The 18,198-nt window shown below is 65.2% G+C and carries 13 protein-coding genes; 4 read left to right on the top strand and 9 right to left on the bottom strand.

Going from position 1 to position 18,198, the window contains the following annotated elements:
* Positions 1–13 precede the first annotated feature (13 nt).
* Together ACYCVF_RS12815 and ACYCVF_RS12820 are read left to right on the top strand one after the other, a co-directional pair.
* Entirely contained in the window at positions 14–703 is a 690-nt protein-coding gene (locus ACYCVF_RS12815; protein ID WP_459595865.1) for a peroxiredoxin, read from the top strand.
* Between the two features lie 111 nt (positions 704–814).
* Complete coding sequence (locus tag ACYCVF_RS12820) at positions 815–2,170, top strand: M23 family metallopeptidase (RefSeq protein WP_459595866.1); 1,356 nt, start codon at positions 815–817, stop codon at positions 2,168–2,170.
* A gap of 82 nt (positions 2,171–2,252) precedes the next feature.
* On the opposite strand, the gene ACYCVF_RS12825 is transcribed toward ACYCVF_RS12820, so the two are convergent.
* The 6 genes from ACYCVF_RS12825 to ACYCVF_RS12850 all read right to left on the bottom strand — a co-directional run bounded on the left by ACYCVF_RS12825 (position 2,253) and on the right by ACYCVF_RS12850 (position 10,902).
* Positions 2,253–3,185 (bottom strand): DMT family transporter, encoded by a 933-nt coding sequence (locus ACYCVF_RS12825; protein ID WP_459596462.1) that lies wholly within the window; start codon positions 3,183–3,185, stop codon positions 2,253–2,255.
* 190 nt (positions 3,186–3,375) lie between these two features.
* Positions 3,376–4,248, bottom strand: coding sequence for an NAD(P)-dependent oxidoreductase (locus tag ACYCVF_RS12830; protein WP_459595867.1), 873 nt, complete (start codon positions 4,246–4,248; stop codon positions 3,376–3,378).
* A gap of 2 nt (positions 4,249–4,250) precedes the next feature.
* Positions 4,251–5,382 (bottom strand): peptide chain release factor 2 gene (prfB, locus tag ACYCVF_RS12835; protein ID WP_459595868.1). Its coding sequence is split into 2 segments (ribosomal slippage): positions 4,251–5,312 and positions 5,314–5,382, totalling 1,131 coding nucleotides; the frame shifts between segments, so codons are not numbered across the junction.
* A gap of 109 nt (positions 5,383–5,491) precedes the next feature.
* The gene (locus ACYCVF_RS12840) at positions 5,492–7,993 is read right to left on the bottom strand and encodes a penicillin-binding protein 1A (RefSeq protein ID WP_459595869.1); all 2,502 of its coding nucleotides are present in this window, start codon (positions 7,991–7,993) and stop codon (positions 5,492–5,494) included.
* A 230-nt stretch (positions 7,994–8,223) separates the two neighbouring features.
* Positions 8,224–9,519, bottom strand: a complete 1,296-nt coding sequence (locus ACYCVF_RS12845) for an N-acetylmuramoyl-L-alanine amidase (RefSeq protein WP_459595870.1) — start codon at positions 9,517–9,519, stop codon at positions 8,224–8,226.
* 615 nt (positions 9,520–10,134) lie between these two features.
* Complete coding sequence (locus tag ACYCVF_RS12850) at positions 10,135–10,902, bottom strand: hypothetical protein (protein WP_459595871.1); 768 nt, start codon at positions 10,900–10,902, stop codon at positions 10,135–10,137.
* A 51-nt stretch (positions 10,903–10,953) separates the two neighbouring features.
* Between ACYCVF_RS12850 and ACYCVF_RS12855 the strand changes: the two genes are divergently transcribed.
* Positions 10,954–13,368, top strand: a complete 2,415-nt coding sequence (locus tag ACYCVF_RS12855) for an Rne/Rng family ribonuclease (protein ID WP_459595872.1) — start codon at positions 10,954–10,956, stop codon at positions 13,366–13,368.
* 65 nt (positions 13,369–13,433) lie between these two features.
* On the top strand, positions 13,434–14,666 hold the full coding sequence (locus ACYCVF_RS12860; protein ID WP_459595873.1) for an NAD(P)/FAD-dependent oxidoreductase: 1,233 nt from the start codon (positions 13,434–13,436) through the stop codon (positions 14,664–14,666).
* 88 nt (positions 14,667–14,754) lie between these two features.
* Here ACYCVF_RS12860 and ACYCVF_RS12865 read toward each other — a convergent pair whose 3' ends face one another.
* From ACYCVF_RS12865 to ACYCVF_RS12875, 3 genes are all read right to left on the bottom strand, one after another.
* A complete protein-coding gene (locus ACYCVF_RS12865; protein WP_459595874.1) occupies positions 14,755–16,089 on the bottom strand; it encodes a dicarboxylate/amino acid:cation symporter in 1,335 nt (444 codons plus the stop codon).
* Between the two features lie 96 nt (positions 16,090–16,185).
* The gene (locus tag ACYCVF_RS12870) at positions 16,186–16,743 is read right to left on the bottom strand and encodes a biotin transporter BioY (protein ID WP_459596463.1); all 558 of its coding nucleotides are present in this window, start codon (positions 16,741–16,743) and stop codon (positions 16,186–16,188) included.
* Between the two features lie 90 nt (positions 16,744–16,833).
* On the bottom strand, positions 16,834–18,021 hold the full coding sequence (locus tag ACYCVF_RS12875) for a pyridoxal phosphate-dependent aminotransferase (protein ID WP_459595875.1): 1,188 nt from the start codon (positions 18,019–18,021) through the stop codon (positions 16,834–16,836).
* Between the last annotated feature and the right edge of the window lie 177 nt (positions 18,022–18,198).

Here is an 18,198-nt window from a genome sequence, read left to right on the forward strand (position 1 = left end):
GAAAGGAAGGCGTATGTCCAAGAAATCCCGAAAGAAATCGTCCAAAACGTCCTCCGGCAACCCGACCGCCAAAAAGAAGACCGCGAAAACGCGGGCATCGACTCAGGCAAGGTCCGTGAAAACACAGCGGACAGCGGCCCGCAAATCAACCGGGACCATAGCAAAAGCAGGATCACATAAGGCCGCGTCGAAACAGTTAAATTCATCCAAATCGGCCTCCCCGCCGGCCGAGGCGAAGTCGGGCTTGGCCGAAGGTCAAAAGGCCCCCGCCTTCCGCCTGCCTCGCGATGGCGGCGACGTGGTCACACTGGCGGACTTTGCCGGCCGAAAGCTTGTCCTCTTCTTCTACCCCCGGGCCGACACGCCAGGCTGCACCCGGGAAGCGGTCGACTTCACCCGCCTGGCCGACGCCTTCGCTGCCGCCGGCACGGCCGTGCTCGGCATTTCCGCTGATCCCTTAAAGGCCCAGGAGAAGTTTCGCGACAAGCACAAGCTCGGCATTCCTCTGATTTCAGATGAGCGGCACGAGATGCTGGACGCCTATGGCGCCTGGGGCCAAAAATCCATGTATGGCAAGAGCTTCCTGGGGATTCTTCGCACCACGATCCTGATCGGGACCGACGGCAGGGTGGCCCGGGTCTGGCGCAATGTCCGGGTCGACGGCCATGCCGACGAAGTGCTGGAAGCGGCAAGGAGCCTTTAACCAGTCCTTCAAATTCGCGCGCTCCCGTTTCCGGAAAATTAACCATGACCGGCCCAGATTGCCGCGGCAATGAGGCCGCAAGGAACCCATCCGACCGGCGCGGGAGTGCCGATGTCGAAAAGTTCTGCCCAATACTCGCACTACCCCCAGCATCATCCTCACGACCACGGGCGGACTCTCCACCGCCGTCCGGCTGCCGCCGCGGCAGCAACCGTGATTCCCCTGCCCGCCACCGACGACGCCTACACCATCGTCCATGCCGGCAAGCAGGTGCGCTTCGGCCCTGTCGTATTCTGGATCGTGGTTGGTACCGTGGTGCTGCTCGGGCTGTGGTCGGCAGCGACGGCCACCTATTTTGCCTTCCGTGACGATGTCCTGACCCGCCTGATCGCCCGCCAGGCCGAGATGCAATACGCTTATGAGGATCGCATCGCCGAGTTGCGGGCCAAGGTCGACCGCACCACCAGCCGTCAGTTGCTCGACCAGGAACAGTTCGACCAGAAGCTCGACCAGATCATGAAGCGCCAGACGGCGCTGGAGTCCCGAGCCACGGCGCTTGGGGCCATGCCCGACGTGACCGGCTCGATTCCCCGTTCCGCCCCGCAGCGCGGCGATGCTGGCCAGGCCACGCCGAAGCCGTCGCCAATCAGCGATACAGTCATCTTCGTCGCGCCGCCGGACCGCGAAGCGCGCCTCGAATCGCGCGCCCCGACCGTCGCGGCGCCGCCGACCAGCCAATTCGCCAGGAATCAGGGTTTCGACAATGTCCTGGTCCGGCTCACGACTTCGCTTGACCAGGTCGAGCGACGCCAGATGGCGGCGCTCAGCGCCGTCGAGGAAAGCATGGATTCGCGCATGCGCCGGATGCGCAGCGTGGTTAGCGATCTCGGCCTGAACCTCGCCAATCTCGAAGCCGCGGTGCCGCGCAGCGCGATGGGCGGGCCGTTCGTACCCGTCAAATTGACGGCGAATGCCGGACCCTTCGAAAAGCAGCTGTACCGCATCAACACCACGCGCGCCGAGATGGACCGTCTCAACCGGACGCTGGCGCTGGTGCCCTACCGCAAGCCCGTCATCGGCGAAGTCGAGTTTACCTCCGGCTTCGGCGTGCGCAGCGATCCTTTCCTCGGACGGCCCGCGATGCATACCGGGCTCGACTTCCGCGCAGCAACCGGCGATCCCGTTCGCGTCACCGCCAATGGCAAGGTGGTGTCGGCGGGCTGGTCCGGCGGCTACGGCCGCATGGTCGAGGTCGATCACGGTAACGGGCTGTCGACCCGCTATGGCCATCTCTCGGAGATCAATGTCAGGGTCGGCGAGATCGTGAAGATCGGCCAGGTCGTCGGGCTCGTCGGCTCGACCGGCCGTTCCACCGGTCCGCATCTGCACTATGAGACCCGCATCGAGGGTGAGGCGGTGGACCCGCAGAAATTCTTGCGCGCCGGCGTGCGGCTGAGCGCGGGCTAGTTTCCAACCTCGTCACCGGACGAGACCGGCACGTCGCTGGCAAATGTCGCGAGGTCGCCAGCCCCTGGCAGCGTCACGATTTTCACGGAGTTGAACGCCGCGTCGGAACCTCCACTGCGCGCCGGCGCAATACGCGTCCATCGATCACGAGTAGCGCGCTGGCAATGACCAGGGCGCCGGCAATCTCGCGTACTGAAATCGGCTCGCCCAAGACGAGATAGCCGAGCAGGATTGCAGTGACGGGAACGAGGAGCGTTACCAACGTCACGTTTGTTGCCCCTGAGCGCCGCAACACTTGGAAAAAGACGAGATACGCGAGCGCGGTCGAGAGACCAGCCGAGCCGAGCACGGCGAGCCAGGTCGTCACGCCGGGCATCGGCAAGCGCCATGGCCGGTCGAACACGAAAGCCAACACCGTCATCATGACCGTCGATGCGAGCAATTGACATGTCGCCGTCGCAAGCGGAGGTGATTTCGACAGCCAGCGCCGTGCCACCAAGGCCGCGAATCCGTAGCTGAGAGCCGCACCCAGGCAAAGCAGGATCCCGATCCCCTGGCCGGTCAGCAATTCGATCCCAGCCCCCTTGAGAATGATGACGCCGATCAGGCCCACGACAACACCTGCAGCCCGACGCGCTATCAGCCTCTCCTCTCCGACGACCGCCATGACGACGACGGTGAATAAGGGTGTGGTAGCGTTGAGGATCGACGCCAGCCCGCTAGAAATGTACAATTGCGCCGTCACGATCATAGAAAAAGGCAATACATTGTTGAGCAACGCCATGGCGGCATACGGCCACCAACTCGCGACGTCTCCCGGAAGGCTGATCCGATAAAGCCGCAGCAGAGGCAGAAGCAAGGCCGCACCCACCGCCACTCGCAGCAGCACTAGCGTCAATGGCGGCAATTCCCTCAAGGCTGCGCTGTTGAAAAAGAACGAGCCGCCCCACAGGATCGAAAGGAGGGCCAACAGCAACCAGTCGCGTGCGTCGATCCTGTTATCCGTCGGAAGCATGACGTCTCGCATCTGGCGCCCAGAGCCGTCGCCTAAAGCCTGATCCGGAAAAATGCGAAGCGGTTTTCCGGAAAGATCATGCGTAAACAACAACCCAAAGCGCGATGACGATTCATCCAAATCTCATCGCGCTTTAGCGCGAAGCCATGGAAGTGACCACCCGATTTCCGGCAGCAGGTTTCGCGCCCCGTTATTTCGGCCGCGACACCAGCTCGATCATCCTGCCCTCGTCCGCGTCGGGCATCGCCGCCTTCGCCTGTGCGTAGGCCTCGACTGCGGCGCGTGCGACCAGGGGCTTGTCGGCCAGCAGGCTCTCGGCGAGCTTCACGGCATAGGCGGCATCCTTGTGCCGCAGTGCCGTCGTGAACGTCGCGCCGGAAAAATCGCGGGCGACCATGCGCCTGGAGTGACGCTGCACCTGCGGGCTTGCGGCAACGCCCGCCTGGATCGAGTCCAGCACGAGGTTCATGTCGAGACCGGCCTGCTCGGCGATCGCGAGGCCTTCGGCAAGACCAGCGATCTGGATCGCCCCCATCAGGTTGTTGATGAGCTTGTAGACCGTGCCCGAGCCGACCGGCCCGAAATGGCGGATGGTCGAGCCGATCGGTTCGAGATAGGGCCGCGCGCGTTCGAGATCGGCGGCGTCGGCACCGACCAGCAGCGTCAACTTCCCGGCCGCCGCCGCGTCCGGCAATCCGGTCACGGGGCAATCGATATAGATCAGCCCGCGCGCGTTCAGCTCGCGCCCCATCTCGCGAGCATGGTCATAGGAGACGGTGGAGCATTCGATCGCGATGGTACCGGCCTTCGCTGTCTTGGCCGCGCCGTTCGGACCGAGCCAGACCGCGCGCGAGGCCTCGTCGTCGGCGACCATGGTCACGACCGCGTCGGCATCGATTGCGGCGTCCTCGGGCGAGGTCGCCCAATGCGCACCGCGCGCGATCAGGTCTGCCGCCTTGGCCTTGCTGCGATTCCACAGCGTCACCGTGAAGCCGGCATCGATATAGCGGCCGGCCATGCCGTGACCCATCCGCCCAAGCCCGATGAAGGCGACACGGGGCATGGCTATTCCACGTCCTCGATCTCGCCGGTCGTGGTGCCGAACGCGCGCTGCGCCAGCGTCGCGGCCATGAACTCATCGAGTTCCCCATTGAGGACGCCCGCGGTGTCGGAGGTCTGCACACCCGTACGCAGATCCTTCACCATCTGGTAGGGCTGAAGCACGTAGGAGCGGATCTGGTGGCCCCAGCCAATGTCGGTCTTGGCGGCCTGGTCGGCAGCAGCCTTTTCCTCGCGCTTCTTCAGCTCCATCTCGTAGAGCCGCGCGCGCAGCATGTCCCAGGCCTGCGCCCGGTTCTTGTGCTGGGAGCGGCCGGCCTGGCAGACCACGGCCACGCCGGTCGGGATATGCGTCAGGCGCACTGCGGATTCAGTCTTGTTGACGTGCTGGCCGCCGGCGCCGCCCGAGCGCATGGTGTCGACGCGGACGTCGGATTCCTTGATGTCGATCTTGATGCTGTCGTCGATGACGGGGAAGACCTGCACGCTCGAGAACGAGGTGTGCCGCCGCGCGTTGGAATCGAACGGCGAGATGCGCACCAGGCGATGCACGCCGGCTTCCGTCTTCAGCCAGCCATAGGCGTTGTGCCCGGAGACCTGGATGGTCGCAGATTTGATGCCGGCCTCTTCGCCCTCGGATTCTTCCAGGAACTCGACCTTGAAGCCGTGGGTTTCGGCCCAACGCGTGTACATGCGCAGCAGCATCTGCGCCCAGTCCTGGCTCTCGGTGCCGCCGGCGCCGGCATGGACTTCGAGATAGGAATCGAAGCGGTCCGCTTCGCCCGACAGCAGCGCCTCGAGCTCGCGCCGCGCCACTTCCTTCTTGAGGTTCTTCAGCGCAGCTTCGGCTTCGGCAACGACGCCGTCATCGCCCTCTGCCTCGCCGAGTTCGATCATGCCGATGTCGTCTTCGAGCTCCTGCTCGACCTTGCCGATGCCCGATAGCGCATCCTCGAGCGAGGTGCGCTCCTGCATCAGCTTCTGGGCTTTCTGAGGATCGTTCCAGAGGTTGGGATCTTCTGCGAGCTTGTTCAGCTCGGCGAGGCGCGCCGTCGATTTCTCGACGTCAAAGATGCCTCCTCAGCAGCCCGACTGACTGCTTGATCTCTTCTACCAACCGTTCGATTTCGGCGCGCATGTCGTTCTCTGATCTCGCGGAATCCGTCCGCGTTCGATTGCAATCGGGATGTAACGGCGGCGGCGCCAAAGCGCAACCGCCGGGCGACGGGAAACGAGGGCGTTATCCGCTAATACAGCCCGCCGGTGCCCGGCCGCATGAAGAAACCGGAATCCGGCTGTTGCTGCTGCGAGGCCGGCATGCGGCCGTCGGCGTCGGCAACGCCGATGACCGAATAATTATCCGGCGGCGCCGTGCCCGGCTTGAACGCTTCGAGGATGGTTCCGCCGGTCTCGCCCGGGCCTGCGCGCATGCCGGTCTTGGAGACGACGCGCACGAGCTTGATGCCGGCCGGCACCTTGAACGGCACGGCGGGCTTGTCGGCGAGCGCGAGCTTGAGGAAATCGCGCGCGATCGGAGCTGCGAGATGGCCGCCCGTCGCGGCATTGCCCTTACCGAGCGGACGCGGCTTGTCGTAGCCCATGTAAATGGCGACGGCGATGTCGGGCGAGAAGCCGACGAACCAGGCGTCCTTCGCCTCGTTGGTGGTGCCGGTCTTGCCGGCGACGGGTTTGCCGACGTCCTTGATGACCGTGGCCGTACCGGCCTGCACCACGCCTTCCATCAGCTCGGTGATCTGATAGGCCGTCATGGAGTCCAGCACTTGCTCGCGGCGGTCGATCAGCTGCGGCTCGGGCTGGTTCTTCCAGCCGCCCGGCGCGTCGCAGCCGCGGCATTCGCGCTGGTCATGCTTGAAGATGGTGTGGCCGTAACGGTCCTGGATACGGTCGATCAGCGTCGGCTTCACCCGGCGGCCGCCATTGGCGAGCATCGAGTATGCCGTGACCATGCGCATCGCCGTCGTCTCGCCGGCGCCGAGCGCGTAGGAGAGATAGTTCGGCAGCTCGTCATAGACGCCGAAACGGCGGGCGTACTCGCCGATCAGCGGCATGCCGATGTCCTGCGCGAGGCGCACCGTCACGGTGTTGAGCGACTGCCGCAATGCATTGCGCAGCGTTACCGGTCCCTGGAATTTGCCGGAGGAGAAGTTTTCAGGCCGCCACACGCCGGCGCCCTGCCCCTGGTCGATTTCGATGGGCGCGTCCAGCACCACCGTCGACGGCGTATAGCCGTTGTCGAGCGCGGCCGAATAGACGATTGGCTTGAACGACGAACCCGGCTGCCGATACGCTTGCGTGGCGCGATTGAACTGGCTCTGGTCGAACGAGAAGCCGCCGACCATCGCGAGCACGCGGCCGGTCCAGGGATCCATCACCACCATGGCGCCGGAGACTTCGGGGATCTGGCGGAGCCGGTACTGGCCTTCGACGGGGTGACCGTCCTTGTAGAGCGGATCGGCATAAATCACGTCGCCGGGTTGAAGCACCTGCGACACCGCCGTCGGCGTCTTGCCCTTCGTGCCGCCCTGCAGGGCCCGCGCCCAGCGCACGCCGTCGACCGTGACGATGCCGGTCTCGCGCTGCTTGCTGACGGCGCCGCCAAGCTCGCGGCTCGGCTGGAAGCCGATGCGCGCCGACTGGTCGCTGGTCTCCAGCACGACCGCCATGCGCCATGGCGAGATGTCGGAGAGCGACTTGATCTCGGCGAGCTTCACGCCCCAATCACCCGAAATATCGAGCTTGCTCATGGCGCCGCGATAGCCCTGCTGCTCGTCATAGTTCACGAGGCCGGCGACCATGGCCTTGCGCGCCATGACCTGGATCTTCGGATCGAGCGTGGTGCGAACCGACAGGCCGCCCTCGTAGAGCTTCTTCTCGCCGTAGCGCTCGAAGATGTCGCGGCGGACTTCCTCGGCGAAATATTCGCCGGCGAAGGTGTGGGCGCCGTTGGAACGGCTGGTGACAGCCAGCGGCTCCTTGCGCGACTTGTCGGCGTCGGCCTGCTTGATCCAGCCGTTCTCCACCAGACGGTCGATGACGTAGTTGCGGCGCTCGATGGCGCGGTCGCGGTTACGAACCGGATGCAGCGTCGCCGGCATCTTCGGCAGCGCCGCCAGATAGGACGCTTCCGCCACCGTCAGCTCGTTCACCGACTTGTCGAAGTAAACGAGCGAAGCGGCCGCGATACCGTAGGCGCCGAGGCCGAGATAGATTTCGTTCAGGTACAGCTCGAGGATCTTGTCCTTCGAGTAGGTCTTCTCGATCCGCATCGCCAGCAAGGCTTCCTTGATCTTGCGGGCGAAGGAGACCTCGTTGGTGAGCAGGAAGTTCTTGGCGACCTGCTGGGTGATCGTGGAGGCCCCCTGCGGACGGCGGTTGGAGCCGTAGTTCTGCAGATAGAGCAATCCGGCGCGCGCCATGCCGGTGTAGTCGATGCCGCCATGCTCGTAGAAATTCTTGTCCTCGGCGGCCAGGAACGCGTTGATCACGAGCTTGGGCACTGCCTGGATCGGCAGATAGAGCCGCCGCTCCTTGGCGTATTCGCCGAGCAGCGAACCATCGACCGCGTGCACGCGAGTCATCACCGGCGGCTCGTAATCCTGAAGCTGAGAGTAGTCCGGCAAGTCCTTGGAGAAATGCCAGATCAGGCCTGCCACGGCCCCGACACCGACAAGGAACACCACTGTTCCCGCGGCGAACAGGAAGCCCATGAACCGCACCAGCAAGCGCATTATCTGTTTATCCGTTCAAACTCTGGATCAGCCAAGTATCAGCCCCTGGCGCCCCCAAACAGGCGCCAACCTCACGTCACGAATTCACCGACTTACGCAATCACATCAATGCCGGACTTGAGACGCTTGCCGAACAGGATTCTCGCCGATTCCGGAACCCCATGCGGCGTTTTTATAAAGCGTCCGCTGTGGCCAAACTAGGGCTTTTGGGGCGGGAGGGACAAACCCTTTCAGTTCGAGGCCCCGGCTGTGGCCATCCGCTTGGTCAAAAAGCCGTCGATCGCCTGCGCCATCGAGCTCACGGCGCGGGACCGCCAGCCTTCGGAGACCAAGTGCTCGAGGTCACCCTTGTTGGAGACATAGCCGATCTCGACCAACACCGAGGGCACATCGGGCGCCTTCAGGACCCGGAAGCCGGCGGACTTCAAGGGATGCTTGTGCATCCGCACCGTCGACTTCATTTCGCCCATCAGAAGGCGGGCGAAACGGTTTGAAAAGGTGCGGGTTTCGCGTTGCGTGAGGTCGATCAATATGTCGGCGACGTCGGTCGGCTCCTCCGCGAGGTTGAACCCGGCGATCGCATCGGCCCGGTTCTCCGCGTCCGCGAGGCGCTGGGCCTCGGCATCGGACGCCTTGTCGGAGAGCGTATAGATGGTCGCGCCCTGCGCGTCGCCCTCGGCTCGTGGCAGCGCATCCGCGTGAATCGAGATGAACAAAGCCGCCTTGAGGTTACGGGCGATTTTGGTCCGGTCAGCGAGGGGAATGAAGGTGTCGTCTTCCCGGGTCATGACCACGCGGTACTTCCCGGCCTTCTCCAGCTTGTCGCGCAGCGCGCGGCCAAAAGCCAGCACCAGGTTCTTCTCGCTCTCGCCGCTCGACTGCGTGCCGTTGTCGATGCCGCCGTGACCGGGATCGATCACGACCACCGGTCGACCGTCGGCCTTCTGCTGCGCGCCATCTGGTGCCGCGGCGACGGGAACTGTGGCAGGCGGCGCCTCCGCGATCGCTGGCCGCAGCTCGGGACGGTGTTCGGGGGCAAGCGATGACACGAAAGCGGCGCGCTCGACCTCCTCCAATTCCAGCACGAGCCGAGCCGGCTGGCCGTTGGCCGCCTCCACGACGTAGGAATTGGCGATCTTCGCCGGACCGGTCAGATCGAACACGATTCGCGAGCCGCCGGGCATGACGAGCCCATACCGGAAGGCCTTGACCAGTCCCCGCCCCCCGCTCCCCGCGCCGGCGGGCAGCTGAAAATTGAGTTGCGGCACGTCCACCACCACGCGGTAGGGGTCGGCCAGCGTGACGGCGCGGAACGTAACCGTCTGGTCGATGTCCAGGATGAAGCGTGTCTGCTTGCCGTCGCCGGCAAGCCTGGCGGCCGAGGCGGTCGGAAAATTCACTGCGGCGACAGCGGCTTGCCGCTGGCTTTCCGCAGCAATGAGGCGCGAGGAATCAGCGCACGGCAATGCCGCGGTGCACAGCAACACGCTTCCAAGCAAAACCCGTCGATTTGTGCGGCTCGCCACCGATTCCGTGCCTCCGAGCAGCCCTTTTAACGCAATAGAACCACAGGGTTAATCGATCCTTAATGACGGAAACGCGAAACTCGGCGACTGTGACCGCCGTGCGACGCTTCGCTTGCACGGATGGCTCATTCCTCGTATGTACGGAATGCTGACGGCCGATATTTTCGGTTGTGTCGTATTCAGCCTCCCGGTGCAGCGCCGGAACTCTCAAGGTTTGGGAATTCCAGCGTTTTCCGTTTCCCTCTAAGACCAGCGCGGTGCGCGGCAGCGAGGTGGAACGGGGGCAAGCCCCGGTGGCGGACGGTCTCGGGTTACCACTCATGTTACCGGGACGGTTCTGACGGCGGCGTAACCCATTACCCGGTCCCTTGATCCCAAGGGAGCGGTTCGTTCCCCAAGGCGAGCGCGCTCGCGCCGTGCCTGGCCAGCAGCAACTGATTGAAGGGCGGCCTCGCCGCCCAGTGTTTCATACGGGCCGACGCTTGATGCGCCAGACTGTGCCGACGAAATCTGAAGGACCATTCGCGACGCTGCGGAGTGACAATCCCGCGCGTCGCAACGGTCCTGAAGCTTCCGGTTCGGCAAGGCGCGAGAGACGGCGTTTCGGCCTTCCCCTCACCCCCGAATCAGGTGGACCGTCGCGTCACCCGGCGGCGCGATACGCGCCCACGGTTTATCGCGTCCGCCGCCGCCAAGAGTTAAGACATGCCCAACAAGATGTTGATCGATGCCACCCACCCGGAAGAGACCCGGGTCGTCGTGGTCCGCGGCAATCGCGTCGAAGAGTTTGATTTCGAGACCGCGCAACGCAAGCAACTGCGCGGGAACATTTACCTCGCCAAGGTCACAAGGGTCGAACCCTCGCTCCAGGCCGCCTTCGTCGAATATGGCGGCAACCGCCACGGCTTCCTCGCCTTCAGCGAAATCCATCCCGACTATTATCAGATCCCTGTCGCCGACCGGCAGGCGCTGATCGAGGCCGAGGAACAGGCCCATCGCGAGGCCGAGGAAGAGAGCGAGAACCGCTCGCACGGCCGCCGCCGTTCCCGCCACCGCAACGCCCGCCGCCGCGGTCATGGCGAGCGCGTGCGCAGCGACGTCGTCGAAGGCCTCGACGCCGGCGCCGATCCCGCAGCCCTGCCCGTCGAGGGACAGGACCTGTCGGCACAGGCCGAGGGCACTTCGCACGAAGGCGAACACCTGCACGCCGATGCGGACCATCACGGCGAGCACGAGGGCGACGATCATCACGACCACGACCATGGCGATCATGATCACGGCGGTCATCTGGCCCATGATGACGATCACCATCACGACCACGATCATGACGATCATGGTCACCACGGCGAGCACGATCATCACGACCACGATGATCACGGCCATGATCATGCCGACGAGGCGCCCGCGCCTGTCGCGGCCGTCGGCGCCGAGCCCGTGGTCGCGACCGAGACCGCTGCCGAGCCGCAGGAGGCCGTCGCCTCCGAATGGCCCGCGGAGGCTCTGGCCGAGACCGTGACCTCTGCCGCCGAGCCGGCCGACGCCGTCTACGCAGCCGGCGAGATCATCGAGGCGCCCCACCCCGAGACCTCGGATGAAGCCGGCGAAGACGACGAGGAAGACGACGAGGACGAGGACGGCGAGGAAGCCGAAGAGGAAGTCGTCGAATCCGTCGGCGGCGACGACGTGCTGGAGGAAGTGCCGGAGCGCACCTTCCGCCCGCGCCGCCAGTACAAGATCCAGGAAGTGATCAAGCGCCGCCAGGTGATGCTGGTGCAGGTGGTCAAGGAAGAGCGCGGCAACAAGGGCGCGGCGCTGACGACCTACCTCTCGCTCGCCGGTCGCTACGCCGTGCTGATGCCCAACACCGCGCGCGGCGGCGGCATCAGCCGCAAGATCACCAGCGCGCAGGATCGTTCGCGCCTCAAGGAAGTGGTGCAGGATCTCGACGTACCCGAGGGCATGGGAATCATCCTGCGCACCGCCGGCGCCGCCCGCACCAAGCCCGAGATCAAGCGCGACTTCGAATATCTGATCCGGATGTGGGAGACGGTGCGCGACCTGACGCTGAAGTCGCAGGCCCCCACCCTCGTCTACGAGGAAGGCTCGCTGATCAAGCGCTCGCTGCGCGATCTCTACAACAAGGAGATCGACGAGATCTCGGTTGCCGGTGAGGCCGGCTACCGCGAAGCCCGCGACTTCATGAAGATGCTGATGCCCGCCAATGTCAGCGCGGTGAAGCAGTATCGCGACGGCCAGCCGCTGTTCTCGCGCATGGGCGTCGAAAGCCAGCTCGACGCGATGTTCTCGCCGACCGTGCAGCTCCGCTCCGGCGGCTACATCGTGATCAACCAGACCGAGGCGCTGGTCTCGATCGACGTCAACTCGGGACGATCGACCCGCGAGCACCATATCGAGGACACCGCGCTCAAGACCAATCTGGAAGCGTCCGAAGAGGTCGCCCGCCAGCTTCGTCTGCGCGACCTCGCCGGCCTGATCGTCATCGACTTCATCGACATGGACGAGAAGCGCAACAACCGCGCGGTCGAGCGCAAGCTGTCGGATTGCCTGCGGCAGGACCGCGCGCGCATCCAGGTCGGCCGCATCTCGCATTTCGGCCTGCTCGAGATGTCGCGCCAGCGCATCCGCGCCAGCGTGCTCGAGAGCTCGACCGATCCGTGCCCGCATTGCGGCGGCACCGGCCATGTCCGCTCGGTGTCTTCGGTGGCGCTGCAGCTGCTGCGCGGCCTCGAAGAGATCCTGATGAAGGGCGCGACCCACAATCTGGTGGTCCGCACCCGCACCGATGTCGCGCTCTATGTGCTCAACCACAAGCGCGGCCATCTGCGCGATCTCGAGAACGGCTTCAAGGTCACGCTGTCGGTCATCGCCGACCCCAGCGTCAGCGGCCCGCAGGCGTATGTGATCGACCGCGGCGAGCAGGTGCATACGCTCGAAGCCGCCAAGGCGCTGCTCGCGGCCCAGGCGGCTGCGAGCCCGCCGCCCCAGGCCGAAGAAGCCTATGACGAAGAGGACGGCTTTGACCTGGAGACTGAATCCGAGGTCGAAACCGAGGAGACGGAAGGTCTTGCCGACGAGCAGGCTGCCGGCGAGGCTGCCTCCGAGCAGGACGGCCAGCGCCGCAAGCGCCGTCGCCGCCGGCGCGGCCGCAGTGGCCCGCGCGACGGCGAGTTGCGCGAGGATACCGCCCCCACGCTGCCCGAAGCGGCCGTGATGGCCGGAGAAGGTGAAGAGGATGCCGAGTCCGAGCCGGAAGGCGAGGACGGCGAAGAACAAGCAGCGCGTGGCGAGCAGCAGGGCAGCGGCGAGCGCCGGCGCCGGCGTGGTCGCCGCGGCGGACGCCGCCGTCGCGGTGGCGGCGAGGAAGGTCTTGCCGGCTCCATCGGCGACGAGCTCGGCGCCAGTCTGCCATCGGAGGCGACCGAAGCGGTTGCCGATTTCGACGGCTTCAGCAGCGAGGCCGCGCCCTCGATCGCGGAGGCCGAGCACATCCAGGCCGAGCACACCGACGAGCCGCAAATCGCGCAGCCCGAGCCGCACGCCGAGGTGCAGACCGAGGCGCCGGCCCAGCCGGAGCCGGTTCCCGCCACGACGATCGCAACGCCAGAAGAAGAGCCCGCCGGCGACAAGGCCGCGCGGCGTCGCTCCACAGTCCGGGAAAAGGTGAGCTTCCAGCTGAACAGCCAGGCGGAGCCCGCAACGCCGGTGGCGCAGGCGCCCGAACCTGTTGCTGCGCCGGCAGCCGAGCCCGCACCGGAGGCCGCAAGCGAAACCACGGCTGCCCCGCGTCGTGCCGGCTGGTGGTCACGCCGTTTCGGCGGCGGCGAGTAAACGAACAGTGGAGTTGAAACCGCCCGGCCAAACCGGGCGGTTTTGATTTGGCGAGGTCAGCTTCGATGCAAAGCGCGATCGTTCTCGGCGGCGGCATGATCGGCGTGAGCGCGGCGCTGCACCTGCGGCAGCGCGGCTGGTCCGTCACCCTCGTCGATCGCAGGGAGCCGGGCCGCGAGACCAGCTACGGCAACGCCGGGATGATCCAGGCCGAAGCGGTGCGCCCCTATCCCATGCCGCGCGACTTCGCCTCGCTCTTGAAGATCGCGACCGGCCGTACCAACGACGTGCGCTACAGCCTGTCCTCCCTCCACCTCCACGTCGAGCCCCTGCTCCGCTACTGGTGGCATTCGGCGCCGAAGCGGCATCGCGAGGCAATCGAGGCTTGGGCACGGCTGATCGCGCACGCAACGGCCGAGCACGACATCCTGATCCGCGAAGCGCATGCCGACAATCTCATCCGTCGCGCCGGCTACCGCGCATTGTTTCGCGACCCCGCTTCTTTTGATCTCTCGATCAAGGCCGCGGAGGAAGATGGGCGCGAGTTCGGCGTGAACTTTCGCGTGCTGTCGGGCAGCGAGCTTGCCAAGGCCGAGCCGATCCTTCGCGACGATCTCCCCGGAGCGATCCATTGGCTCGACACCTGGACGGTGTCCGATCCCGGCGCGCTGGTCACGGCCTATGCCGATTTGTTCGAGCGCCTCGGCGGCACGATCGTGCTCGGCGATGCACGATCGCTGCAACAGACCGCGACCGGCTGGTCGGTCGACACCGACAGCGGACGCCTCGATGCGCCCCACGCCGTCGTGACGCTCGGGCCGTGGTCGCCCGACCTCCTTCACAAATTCGGCTATCGCATCCCGCTGGTGCGCAAGCGCGGCTACCACATGCATTACAGCGGCGGCGCTTCGCTCGACCTGCCGCTGATCGACAAGACGGGCGGCTATGCCATGGGCCCGATGGCCAAGGGCATCCGCATCACGACAGGAGCGGAGCTGACGCGCCCGGAGGCGCTCGCAACGCCGGTTCAACTCGCCAGCGCCGAGGCCTCCGCGCGTGAGCTGATCGACCTTGGCCGTCGCGTCGAGCCGGATCCATGGTTCGGCACCCGGCCCTGCACGCCCGACATGCTGCCGGTGCTCGGCCAGGCTCCCCGTCATCCAGGCCTCTGGATGAACTTCGGCCACGGACATCAGGGCTTTACGCTTGGGCCCGCCACCGGACGTCTGCTCGCGGAGATGATGAGCGGCGAGACGCCGGCGATTGATCCTGCGCCGTACAGGCCGGGACGGTTTTAGACTGGACGCAAAGGAAAAGGGCCGGTCGAGGATATCGACCAGCCCTTTGCTTCGAGAGAAGACGGCGCCGTCAGCTACGGCTTGCGGATCAGTCCGTCGTGATCGCGGTCTCCATGTCGGTCGGATCGATCTCCTTGGCGAGGTTGGCATTGAGCTTGTCGCGATCGAGCTCGCCTTCCCACCAGGCGACGACCACGCAGGCAACGCCGTTGCCGCACAGGTTGGTCAGGGCCCGGCACTCGCTCATGAACTTGTCGATGCCGAGCACGATCGCCATGCCCGGCACGAGGCGCGGATCGACCACGGCCAGCGTCGCCGCCAGCGTGATGAAGCCTGCGCCGGTGATGCCGGAGGCGCCCTTCGAGGTCAGCATCGCCACGACCAGGATCGTGGCCTGCTGGCTGAAGCTGAGGTCATAGCCGAGCGCCTGCGCGATGAAGAGCGTCGCGAGCGTCATGTAGATGTTGGTGCCGTCGAGGTTGAACGAGTAACCCGTGGGCACGACGAGACCGACCACCGACTTGGAGCAGCCGAGGCGCTCCAGCTTCTCCATCAGGGACGGCAGCGCGCTTTCCGAGGACGAGGTACCGAGCACGATCAGCAACTCGTCCTTGATGTAGGCCAGGAACTTGAAGATCGAGAACCCTGCCATTCGGGCGATGAGACCGAGCACGACGAACACGAACAGCGCCGCGGTGACGTAGAACGTGGCGATCAGCCCGACCAGGTTGAGGATCGCGCCGGTGCCGAACTTGCCGATCGTATAGGCCATCGCGCCGAACGCGCCGACCGGGGCTGCACGCATGATGATGGAGATGACTCCGAACACGGCGTGCGCGGCATCGTCTATGAAGCTGCGGATGGTGTGGCCGCGCTCACCGAGGCTCATCAATGCGAAGCCGAACAGCACCGCGAACAGCAGCACCTGCAGGATCTCGCCTTGCGCGAAGGCGCCGACCACGGTGTCCGGAATGATGTGCAGCACGAAGTCGACCGACCTCTGACCGGCCGCCTGCTTGGCGTAATTTGCGACTGCGGCCTCGTTAGCCGCGCCACCGCCGAAGCCGGCGCCGGGCTTCACCAGATTGCCGATAACGAGACCGATCACCAGTGCGAAAGTCGAGACGACCTCGAAATAGAGCAGCGCCTTGACGCCGATGCGGCCGACCTTCTTGGCGTCCTGGATGTGGGCGATGCCGGAGACGACGGTGCAGAAGATGATCGGAGCGATCACCATCTTGATCAGCTTGATGAAGCCGTCGCCGAGCGCCTTGATCCATTCGTTGGTGGCGACCTGCGGCCAGAGCCAGCCGACGATGGCACCGAGCACGATGGCGATCAGCACCTGGACGTAAAGGACCTTGTACCACGGCTTGGCCGCGGGCGGCGCGACCGGCGCCCCCGCCATCGTTGTCGTCGTCATCGGGTTCACTCCCCCTCAAGACACAGGGCCAGCCAAGATCAACTTCAAGATCAACTTGGCCGCCCCGTCAATTGGAACTGCTCGTGACGGCGCGTATTACCCGCGGCGCTCGACGATACGACGTGCCGCCGGCATCAGCATCGCGCCGAGCGCATTCTTGATCAGCGAGGCCGCAATGAACGGCACGATGCCGACCTGCCAGGCCTTGGCGGCGCCGAGACCAAGGCCGAATGCCAGCCAGCCGAAGCCGGCGGCGAGAATCACGACATGGCCGACGGCCATGGCCGCAAACAGCAGCATCACGTTGCGATCCCAGCCGCGCTCGGCCAGCCAGCCGGTCAAGAAGGCTGCCGCAATGAAGCCGAACAGGTAGCCCGCGGTCGGTCCGACCAGCGGTGCAATTCCACCCACCGGGCCGGCAAACACCGGAAGGCCAAGCGCGCCCTCGGCGAGGTAGGCGATCATGGTTGCGCTGCCAAGGCGCCAGCCATAGGCGGCTCCGATCATCAGCACCACCAGCGTCTGCAATGTCATGGGCACATAGGGCAGTGGCAGGCTGACCTTTGCTGACAGCGCCATCAGCGCGCTGCCGAATGCAATCAGCACCACGGCGCGCAGGGCGCCGACGGCTTCGCCCGGGCTGCTCGGCCAGATCAATGCGGCAAGAGATGAATGCGAAGCGGCGGCAGGCGAAGCAGATTGATCAGACAAGTTGAACTCCGGAAGGCTGTCGAAAACTGGCGGCTATTTAAGCCAGTGAGCGATCCGGTCAACTGCCTCGCGCATCTCTTCGGCTGAACGTGCGTAGGAAAACCGAACGAACGAGCGTCCATGGATGGGATCGAAATCGAGGCCCGGAGTCGCCGCAACATGCGCCTGCTCCAGCATTTGCTTGGCGAATTCGAAGCTGTCGGAGGTGAAGTCGGAGACGTCGGCATAAAGATAGAAGGCGCCGTCGGCCGGCAGGAATCTCGTCAGTCCAGCCTTGGGCAGTCCATCGATCAGGATACGCCCGTTTTCCTGATAGCCGTGCTTGATCTCCTCCATCTCGGCCGCGCCGTCGAAGGCTGCCTCTGCCGCGATCTGCGACAGCGTCGGCACCGAGATCGACAGGTTCTGCTGGAGCCGCTCGATCGGCCGGACCAGGATTTCGGGCACGACGATCCAGCCGACGCGCCAGCCCGTCATGCAAAAATACTTCGAGAACGAGTTGATCACGAGCGCGTGCTCGGACAGCGCCGCCGCCGTCACTGCCGGAAACGCGTAGTCGAGCCCGTGATAGATCTCATCCGAGATGAAGCGGATGCCAGCATCTTCCGCCGCCGCAATGAGGCCCGAGAGCGCCTCGCGCGACATCATCGTGCCCGTCGGATTCGCGGGGCTGCCGACCAGCACGCCCTTCAGCGGCGCCTTGCGATGGGCGGCGAGCAGCGCCTCGCCGGTGAGCGCATGGCGCGTCTCGTTCGTGGTCTCGATCAGCACCGGCTCGCAGCCGAGCGCGGTGAGGATATGACGGTATGGCGGATAGCCCGGCACGGTCACGGCGACGCGATCGCCGGGCTCGAACATCGACAGGAAAGCCAGAACGAAGCCGCCGGAGGACCCTGTGGTCACCACGATCCGCTCGGGGCTGACGTCACAGCCATAGGTGTCGCGATAATGGCGCGCGATGCGCTCGCGCAGACTGGGGATGCCGAGGGCGGAAGTATAGTCGATCCGCGCCGCCTCGAGCGCGGCATGGGCGGCGGCGACCGCGGTCTTCGGCGCGCGGGCCGCGGGCTGGCCGACCTCCATGTGGATGACACGGCCGCCGGCGGCCTCGATTCGGGCCGCCGCGGCCATGACGTCCATCACCATGAACGGGGGAACGTCGCTGCGGCGGGAGGGTTCGAGCCACTGCCCCAACCGGTTCCTCAATGTCGCATCGTGCATCGATCTCTGCTATCGCTGGCGACCGATCCGTCCGGTCCGGAAAACGGAGCGCTTGCGCCCCAGACTGGCCGCATTGTACGGGTCATAAAGGGCACGGCTCATAGGGGCATATCGCGTATCCGGGCCGCCGCCAACCGCCAAAACCAATCACGACACTGCTTGATCAAGACCGTTTGA

The organism is Bradyrhizobium cedriense (assembly GCF_054602315.1).